At 42.0% G+C, this 8,247-nt stretch carries 9 protein-coding genes and 1 pseudogene; 3 read left to right on the top strand and 7 right to left on the bottom strand.

What is annotated here, in order from left to right:
- A partial coding sequence (locus tag ACFE90_RS33395; RefSeq protein ID WP_375506592.1) for a hypothetical protein occupies nt 1-202 on the top strand: 202 nt, incomplete at its 5' end.
- A 68-nt stretch (nt 203-270) separates the two neighbouring features.
- Here the strand turns inward: ACFE90_RS33395 and recR are convergent.
- The 6 genes and pseudogenes from recR to ACFE90_RS33365 form a co-directional block, all read right to left on the bottom strand.
- Nucleotides 271-828, bottom strand: a complete 558-nt coding sequence (gene recR, locus ACFE90_RS33390) for a recombination mediator RecR (protein WP_375506591.1) — start codon at nt 826-828, stop codon at nt 271-273.
- Between the two features lie 104 nt (nt 829-932).
- Nucleotides 933-2,627, bottom strand: coding sequence for a KGGVGR-motif variant AAA ATPase (locus ACFE90_RS33385; protein ID WP_375506590.1), 1,695 nt, complete (start codon nt 2,625-2,627; stop codon nt 933-935).
- Nucleotides 2,624-3,148 carry a helix-turn-helix domain-containing protein gene (locus ACFE90_RS33380; RefSeq protein WP_375506589.1) on the bottom strand — a complete coding sequence of 175 codons (525 nt, stop codon included), beginning with the start codon at nt 3,146-3,148 and terminating at the stop codon, nt 2,624-2,626. The genes ACFE90_RS33385 and ACFE90_RS33380 overlap by 4 nt, the downstream gene beginning before the upstream one ends.
- A complete protein-coding gene (locus tag ACFE90_RS33375; RefSeq protein WP_375506588.1) occupies nt 3,138-3,527 on the bottom strand; it encodes a type II toxin-antitoxin system RelE/ParE family toxin in 390 nt (129 codons plus the stop codon). Before ACFE90_RS33375 ends, ACFE90_RS33380 begins: the two co-directional genes overlap by 11 nt.
- A 282-nt stretch (nt 3,528-3,809) precedes the next feature.
- Nucleotides 3,810-3,896, bottom strand: a pseudogene (locus ACFE90_RS33370) (hypothetical protein); the annotation flags it as partial.
- Nucleotides 3,897-4,000: 104 nt separating this feature from the next.
- Entirely contained in the window at nt 4,001-4,351 is a 351-nt protein-coding gene (locus ACFE90_RS33365; protein WP_335160607.1) for a histidine triad nucleotide-binding protein, read from the bottom strand.
- A 305-nt stretch (nt 4,352-4,656) separates the two neighbouring features.
- On the opposite strand from ACFE90_RS33365, the gene ACFE90_RS33360 reads away from it, so the two are divergent.
- Nucleotides 4,657-5,262, top strand: a complete 606-nt coding sequence (locus ACFE90_RS33360; RefSeq protein ID WP_375506587.1) for a Uma2 family endonuclease — start codon at nt 4,657-4,659, stop codon at nt 5,260-5,262.
- A 66-nt stretch (nt 5,263-5,328) separates the two neighbouring features.
- Here ACFE90_RS33360 and ACFE90_RS33355 read toward each other — a convergent pair whose 3' ends face one another.
- The gene (locus tag ACFE90_RS33355) at nt 5,329-5,475 is read right to left on the bottom strand and encodes a hypothetical protein (RefSeq protein WP_375506586.1); all 147 of its coding nucleotides are present in this window, start codon (nt 5,473-5,475) and stop codon (nt 5,329-5,331) included.
- Nucleotides 5,476-6,270: 795 nt separating this feature from the next.
- Between ACFE90_RS33355 and ACFE90_RS33350 the strand changes: the two genes are divergently transcribed.
- Complete coding sequence (locus ACFE90_RS33350; protein WP_375506585.1) at nt 6,271-8,217, top strand: amino acid transporter; 1,947 nt, start codon at nt 6,271-6,273, stop codon at nt 8,215-8,217.
- The last annotated feature ends 30 nt before the right edge of the window (nt 8,218-8,247 follow it).

Below are 8,247 nucleotides of genomic sequence, written 5' to 3'. Positions count from 1 at the left end.
TCCGTGTTGCCTTGTTCTTCTTGAAGCTGTTCAAGGCGGTTTTTTTCTTGAGCTTTATCTTTTTGGTCAGCCATATCTTATTTACATTTTTCGCATAGCGATCGCTTTTAACTCTACCATTTTCTCGATTCTTGCAACACTAGAGGCAAAATCTCTTTGCACACATGGCACTGCCTCAACATTTACGTGCTGGCAAACGTGATTTTAACAGAATTAGTGGGGCGATGAACAGGAGCGAAAGCTGGCTTTAAATCTAAAGTTTATTTAAGCCTAATCTAACTCCCTGCGTCCTTCCAATGCCCTTGCCAGAGTCACTTCGTCGGCGTACTCCAAATCACCACCTACAGGCAAACCAAAGGCAATCCGCGTCACCTTGGTAAATGGTTTCAATAGCTGACCGATATACAGTGTTGTTGTCTCCCCTTCTACACTGGGACTAATTGCCAGAATTACTTCTTGAGGTTTTTGCTGGCTCACCCGGCGCTGCAAAGGTAGTATAGTCAACTGTTCTGGGCCAATTCCATCAATTGGCGAAATCACCCCACCTAAAACGTGATATTTGCCTTTGTATTCACGGGTTTTTTCCAGCGCAATCACATCACGGGGATCTGCTACGACACAGATAGTATTGTTGTCACGGTTGGCGTTGCGGCAGATTTCACAAACAGGTTCAGCAGATAGATGAAAGCAAACAGAACACAAGCCTATCTGTTTTTTTGCCTCAATCAGCGCATGGGCTAAAGCTTCTACTTCTGCTTCTGGTCGCTTCAAAATATGCAAAGCCAGTCGTTGGGCAGATTTGGGGCCAACTCCCGGTAGGCGTTGCAATTGCTCAATTAACCGTGCTAAAGGGCGTGCGTAAACCGTTGTCTTGTCTCCAGAATGTTTTTACCTTAACTATGATGACACTTTTACAGGATTTTTTGGATTGGTTATTTAATATTCTGACCCGATGAATATTTATAGGATGACTTTTGTAATTCACGTGCTAGTTCAGATAATCCGCAGTCCTTTAAGTTTTGGTAAAAACTCTCGTCCTTTAACATACGAAGTTTTGGAAGTGAACGTATTGCATCTTCTAGTTCTTTGACGCGATTTAACTGGTGAGCCAACTTAGCTGCTTGCTCTATAACGGTAGGATGATACTCTCGGCGTATAAACTGTTTAGCTGACTCAAACGCACCTTCCAAATCTCCATTATCTTTCAAAGTTTCTATTGCTAAAAAGATGAGCGGACCTCCTAGCTGCTTCGCAGGAATATCTAGAATTAATTGGGCTGCAATTTCAGTTTGACTTAACTTCAAAGCTGTTCTAGCTGCAATCAATTTTGCTGGGATTTGGATATCATCATCAAGTTCTTGATCCTCACACAAAGGAAAAACAACATCAAAGCTTTTAGAATATTCTTCTAAATCTTCCAATATATCTGCGTAGCGTACAGATTGTTCTGAGTTAAGTTCTTCTCTTTGCCATAGGGGATCTATGACACGCACAGCTTTTTTCTTATCTTGTTTATCAAGCTTACGTTCAGATAAATAGCTTTCCGCAAGAATTTGTTGTGCTTCTTCGTCAGTTGGTAATAAATCAAGGAGTTCCCAACCAAAAGACCTTAATTTTTCTGTGTTCTCCCTTAACCGGAAGAACCGCATAGCAGTACGATATACATCTGGATGCGGATAGAGTGCAACTAGCTCTAAAACATCCTCTTCTGACTTTTCGAGTGAAGATGAAAAGAGCAAGCGACTACCTATTTGCTCAATCTCAGCCCGAATATTTTCACTAGAAAGTTCTAAATTCAATCCATAGAAAAGTCGCACATAATTGCTTACTAGTTCCTTATTACTGTCAAGATCAGCAATTGCCAAAAACTCTTCTTGTTCTAGATTCTCACAGGAAAACAAAAAGAACAGTTTAGTCTCATCTGTTTCAAAAATTTGGCAACATCTTTGCTTAAAACTTTCTAAATCTTTAGGTTTCGGTACCCGTGATACAACAACTTTAACATCAATTGACTTTTCAAGTGCTTTAGCTACTGCACTTTGCTCAATTAACTGCTTAATATGCTTGCTTACTTTTATACTTTCTGAACTCAAAGAAGATAGCATGACAACTTCATCAGGTAGCTGCTGTGTACAAAGACCTGCTATTTCAGTAATACCTGTGCGAGAGTCTATAATTACAAATTCTGCCTGTAATTCTTTTTGAATTCGGGCAAGAAACTGTTGGAAAAACGCAACTCCATCACGTTCTTTAGAGAATAATAAATTCCAGTCAAGCTTACTCAGATTTCTGTAATACTTATCGGAGAGATACTGACCTGCTGGAATGAGCCACAAGGGTGAAGTTTTTTTTGAAGGAATTGGTACTTGAAGGCTTATTTGCTCAATGCTTCCTGGATCGGTATTTTGTCGCTGATAATCTAGGATGTAGTCGAGGAGTCCTTTTTGATCGACTGGTAATTCCAATCCAGAGAATTTGGCAAACTTTGCATCTAAACCTGGTGCTTCAAGGTCAAAATCTATTACAACAGTTTTTCGACCCAGTTTAGCTAGATAAAGTGCAAAATTTGCTGCGGCAAGTGTTCTACCAACACCACCCTTGTATGAATAAAAAGTAATTGTCTTCATGCGACACTATCCCTCCCCCAAGAACCTCCTTGTCGATGCCGAACATGCTGTGCCTCAGAATATGTCTCTCTCTCTTTCGGTGAGATTAAGTTAAAATCTGGGGTTGGTACTTCGTTCACTGGCTCAGTGTCTTTAGCATCTTCAAATATTGCGTTGATGGCTGCCTCTATGTCTATCTTATCCACAGTCAGATTTGCTGCAATTATTTCAACCCGCTGCTTTTCTACAATAATCGCTGCCTCAAAATCTGCGCCTAAAGCATTTAAGTAGGCAAGTACGGAGTCAAACGTGTGATCATGATTGATGTCTTCCAACTTAGATACCCAACTTTGTCCTACACCAAACCGTTCACCCATTTCTTTTTGAGTAAGTCCCATTCGCTTACGCACGTTTCGCATCGCTTGAGTTAAGGCAAGCCTGAAAATCTCTTGATGCTCGACTAGACGGTTCTCTGGTATGTCTTGGACAATTTTGTTTAAGGAAGCCAAAGCATCGCCGCCTAGATGGGGATTATTGCTCATCTGTTTTATCCTCCTTAGCTACTATAAAATCTCGCCTTTTAGCTGCAATCTTAATTTGTTTTAGTGGAGTTTTCTCTCCCCTTTTCTTAAAAGCGTGCAGCAAAATTAGACGCTTACCTGGTAAAGCACACAGAAAGATACGGATATTGTTACGAGTATTATCCAAACGTAATTCATACAGCTTATCTTCTATCTCTATTTTGTCTAAGATGTCTGAACGTTCGACAAGTAAAGCTAATCCTTTAATTTTCAGAAGGTACAGGCGCAGTTTAAACTGCTTCAATTCGCCCTGAGTGAGCGAAGGATCATTGAAAAACTCCTCAACTGGTTGAGTCCCGTCTACCTCCTGGTAGTAAATAATCTGCCATTCTTCACTCACCACAGGCTCCTCACACCCTGGAATAATATGCCATATTTGGAATATTATTCGATGTTACAATATTATCAACTGAAAAATTCAGTTGGCTTGATTGTCGGTGAGTTCAGTCGTTATACAGTTAGGCTATTACTGGGGTAGTTCGAGGCGGCTGAACGATTTGCACGGGCTTTCCCCCAGTGAGTTGTATGCAGCAGCACTTCAAGGATGCCTGCGAACTCATCGTAGCGATCGCATTACAAAACAATTAGACGATGTGTATAAAATCTTTAGAGTTTTACAAGATCCGATGGGGTATACCAAGAATACTCCTGTTGCTGCTGCTACTGGTGCTGAGTAGGCGATCCCAATCCAAGGACGCATTATTAGCAAAATTGAGATATTAAATAAATATTACATAAGTATTGATTATGACAGTGATTTTTTTAGTGATGAATCGCATCTAGAGACACAATTCATCCGGTTTTATGGTTTTATCAACCAGGCGGCCAGTTCAACTGCCGGCCTCCTAAAATATGCAGATGTAAGTGGTGGACTGTCTGGCCACCATCATCACCAGTGTTGATGACAACTCGATAACCGTTTTCCAGTCCAGCTTCTTTTGCAACACGTTTGGCGGTTAATAAAAGATGCCCCAGCAAAGCATGATCCTGAGATTCAGCATCAGCTAGTGTAGGAATGGGTTTTTTGGGAATGACGAGGATGTGAACTGGCGCTTGGGGATGGATGTCTTTGAATGCTAAGGCTAAATTATCCTCATAAACAATATCAACGGGGATTTCTCGACGAATGATTTTGCTGAAAATCGTTTCTGTAGTTTCACTCATACCAATTTACCTAATCATCTGCTAGAGATTTTAAAGGTTTACTGTAGCGACTAGTACCGCAAGGCGGAAGTCAAAAGTCAAAAGTTCTGTATATCAAGGCTTTTGCTTGTTTAAAATGGTAACTTGATTTACGCCCTGCTGTACTAGATCATTTACACAAAAAACTTGTTGCCAAAGTTCTTATCATTAGAAGTACATAGAAATAAAGCGGTGATAAGGTCGCAGTCTTCTTTTAAAGGGAGACGCTAAGAGCGATCGCGGTTAACTTATAATCAAAACAACTTGCCTTTAGGAGATTAACTTTCATGACATATATCTCCCCAAAAAGCCTCACTTTTGAAAATTTTCTTTCCCAATATCGAGACAATCCCCGCTATGAATTAGCAGACGGAGAACTAATTGATATGGAACCCACTGGCCCACACGAAACGGTAAGTGGCAAACTTGCGACTCAAGTTGGGATCTACCTTGTTGCAGAACAACTCCCCTGGTTTATTCCTCGCACTTGTTTAATTTATCCCTTTGCAGATATAGCTACAGTTCGTCGTCCTGATGTTGTAGTTCTTGATGAAACCGTTCTTGACCATGAACCACTTTGGGAGCGAGAACCCGTAATTACAATGGGACGCTCAATTAAATTGGTAGTGGAAGTCGTTAGCACCAACTGGGAAACCGACTATGCACGGAAAGTTGAAGAATATGCACTTTTAGGCATTCCTAAATATTGGATTGTAGATTATCGGGGATTGGGCGGTGTAGCATTTATTGGTAAACCTAAACAACCTACATTCACTATTTGTCAATTAGTTGAAGACACGTATATTCAACAACAATACCGACTAAATCAAGCAATTAATTCGCCGCTTTTACCTGGCTTGCAACTTCGCTTAGATGATATTCTCCCTCGTTAAATGCATAATAAAGTTGAGGTGCGTAGGCGTAGCCCGTCGTAGACATCGCATGAAGCAACAGTATAATTATTCGGAGTGCGTAGGGTGAGCATGGTCGTAGACATCGCCTGCTTTAAACCTATCACCAGAAGTGCGTAGGCGTAGCCCGTCGTAGACATCGCATGAAGCAAGAGTATGATTATTAAGGGTGCGTTGCTTCAAAACAATTTCCACACTCATCTACGACCAAAAGTTATGATTTTTTGAGAAAATTGCAATGAGCCGTATATGGAAGCTAAACGAGTACTTTGAAAACACGCGTTTGGAGGGTTCAATATGTGCCTAAAATCACATTTAAGCAATTTTAGAGGGTGTTTGAAAAGTCGCAAAGTATACTAGAAACCCCGCTTCTATTCCTCTCCCAAAAGGAAATGAGGGTTTGAAACCTTCATTACAAAGAAAGGCAGAAGACAGAAGGAAAGAAATATGAACAAAAACTTTAGTTCTCGGTCTAAAGCCCAGTTTTAAAAAAGAATTGTATCGAGACGCGTAGCGCAAGATACAAAGCGTCCTTGCTTCAATCCCACGTTTAAAAACGTGGGTTCCCTTCTGCCTCCTGCCTTCTGAACTTGTAGGGAAAGCTCGCTCGGTGGGTCAGGTTTACGAGGCTTAGATGTTATCAAAAATACTTTTTAAACATTCTTTTAAAACAACCTCTTAGGACAAATTTACTAATTACATAGCTACCTTATTTAGCAGCGCCCTTTTTTTAGAACTGATGCAGCTTGAAGGTGCAAAGGGTGCGAAAGGGTTAAGCCGAAAATCTACGGCTACAGTATTGATGATTTATATACTCAAATCTGCAATTTAACTTGATACGCCAGACGGCTACGAACAGCTACGATATATTTTGCAAATCGGACAGGATGCTTAACATACAATAATAATGCTATACCTTTGTAGTTGAAAATTTTAATAAACCACAAAGGCTTAAAAATCACAAAGCCGATTGCAACACAACTGTATTTGATGGCTAAATCAATTGTTTCAACAAAACGGCTCAGTAGCCAGTTAATCCACTGGTTGCTTGAAGAACATCGATCAGAGAAAGAAGGACCTTACCGCAAGGAAGAACCACATCGCCAGCATTCTTGGTGGCAGGTGATGTGCTTAACCGGTGTAGATTATTTCTCAACCCTTGGCTATCAACCTGGGATTGCAGCACTGGCTGCTGGCGCTCTTTCTCCTGTAGCTACCCTAATTCTAGTTTTGCTGACGCTCTTTGGAGCATTGCCAATCTATCGGCGCATTGCTGCCGAAAGCCCTCATGGTGAAGGGTCGATCGCAATGTTAGAGCGTTTGCTCCCTTGGTGGCAAGGCAAATTACTTGTGCTATGCTTACTAGGCTTTGTGGCAACTGACTTTATTATTACCATTACCTTGTCAGCTGCTGATGCCACAGCCCATATTATCGAAAATCCGCTTACGCCACATTGGCTTCACAATCAGACGATCGCAATTACCCTGATATTAGTTGCATTACTAGGCGCAGTTTTCTTGAGAGGTTTCCGAGAAGCGATAGGTATTGCAGTCTTTTTAGTGGGAGTTTATCTGCTGTTAAACTTCATTATCGTTGGCCTGGGCCTATATCAGATTTTAACTCACCCAGATGCGATCGCTAACTGGCAGACTGCACTTTTTGCCCGCCATTCCAACCCTTTGATACTAATCGGTATAGCTCTCCTTATATTCCCCAAGCTAGCGTTGGGATTGTCAGGCTTTGAGACTGGTGTAACGGTTATGCCCCTGGTAAAAGGTAGCAACAATAACACTCCACACCATCCCAAAGGGCGGATTCGGAATACACGCAAGCTGCTTACCAGTGCTGCTCTAATTATGAGCTTCTTTTTGCTTACCACCAGCTTTATAACCACTTTACTAATTCCAACCGCAGAATTTGCTTCTGGGGGCAAAGCTAATGGACGGGCCCTAGCTTACCTGGCACATCTATATCTAGGCAATGGCTTTGGCACAATTTACGATTTAAGTACTATTTCGATTTTGTGGTTTGCAGGTGCATCTGCAATGGCAGGGTTGCTGAATATTGTGCCTCGCTACCTACCACGCTATGGCATGGCACCCAATTGGGCACGAGTAACGCGACCTTTGGTGTTAGTCTACACAGCGATCGCTTTTGTTGTCACAATTATCTTCAGAGCAAATGTGGAAGCCCAAGGTGGGGCTTATGCAACTGGTGTGCTTGTGTTAATTACCTCAGCCGCCTTTGCCGTAACCTTATCAGCCCACCGTCACAGACAGAAGCGAGCAAGACTGGTATTTGCCATTATCACACTGTTATTTGTATATACCACTGTTGTTAATATCATCGAAAGACCAGAAGGTATTAGGATTGCTGGGTTTTTCATCGGTGCGATCATTTTTACCTCGCTAGTTTCTCGTGTTTGGCGTTCAACAGAACTGCGAGCAGAGCGAATCGAAGTTGACGAACTTGCTGGCCAATTCCTTGCCGAAGAGAGCCAGGGAGCAATACGGCTAATTGCTAATAGGTTGAATACGGGTGATGTCCTAGAGTATTTTATGAAAGAGAAAGAAGTGCGCGAGGACAATCATATTCCACCCAACGATCCAATTCTTTTTCTAGAGATTCAGGTATCAGATGCTTCAGAATTTGCGGATGTGATCAAAGTAAGAGGGGTGCAAGTTGGTGATTACCGCATCCTCCGGGCTGAGAGTGCAGCAGTACCTAATGCGATCGCGGCTTTACTACTCTATATTCGTGACCAAACAGGTAAGATTCCCCATGCTTACTTCGGCTGGGTTGAGGGCAACCCCATACAATATTTACTGCGTTTTATCTTGTTTGGGGAAGGTGATATTGCTGTAGTCACCCGTGAAGTACTCCGTCGGGCTGAAAAAGATCCCCATAAACGTCCTGGCGTGCATGTCGGGGGGTGAGGAAGAAAGGAGAGCAGGGCAGGCAGGGGG

Origin of the sequence: uncultured Nostoc sp., assembly GCF_964245445.1 — a bacterium.
Lineage (GTDB): Bacteria > Cyanobacteriota > Cyanobacteriia > Cyanobacteriales > Nostocaceae > Nostoc.
The sequence above is the reverse complement of the archived record's forward strand: the minus strand, read 5'-3'. Positions and strand labels throughout refer to the sequence as shown.

What these genes read in the sequence shown, in the direction of transcription:
- ACFE90_RS33365 (WP_335160607.1), bottom strand. Translation starts at nt 4,351, where the DNA reads ATGAGTGAAACTACAGAAACGATTTTCAGCAAAATCATTCGTCGAGAA.
- ACFE90_RS33350 (WP_375506585.1), top strand. Translation starts at nt 6,271, where the DNA reads ATGGCTAAATCAATTGTTTCAACAAAACGGCTCAGTAGCCAGTTAATC.
- ACFE90_RS33360 (WP_375506587.1), top strand. Translation starts at nt 4,657, where the DNA reads ATGACATATATCTCCCCAAAAAGCCTCACTTTTGAAAATTTTCTTTCC.
- ACFE90_RS33385 (WP_375506590.1), bottom strand. Translation starts at nt 2,627, where the DNA reads ATGAAGACAATTACTTTTTATTCATACAAGGGTGGTGTTGGTAGAACA.
- ACFE90_RS33380 (WP_375506589.1), bottom strand. Translation starts at nt 3,148, where the DNA reads ATGAGCAATAATCCCCATCTAGGCGGCGATGCTTTGGCTTCCTTAAAC.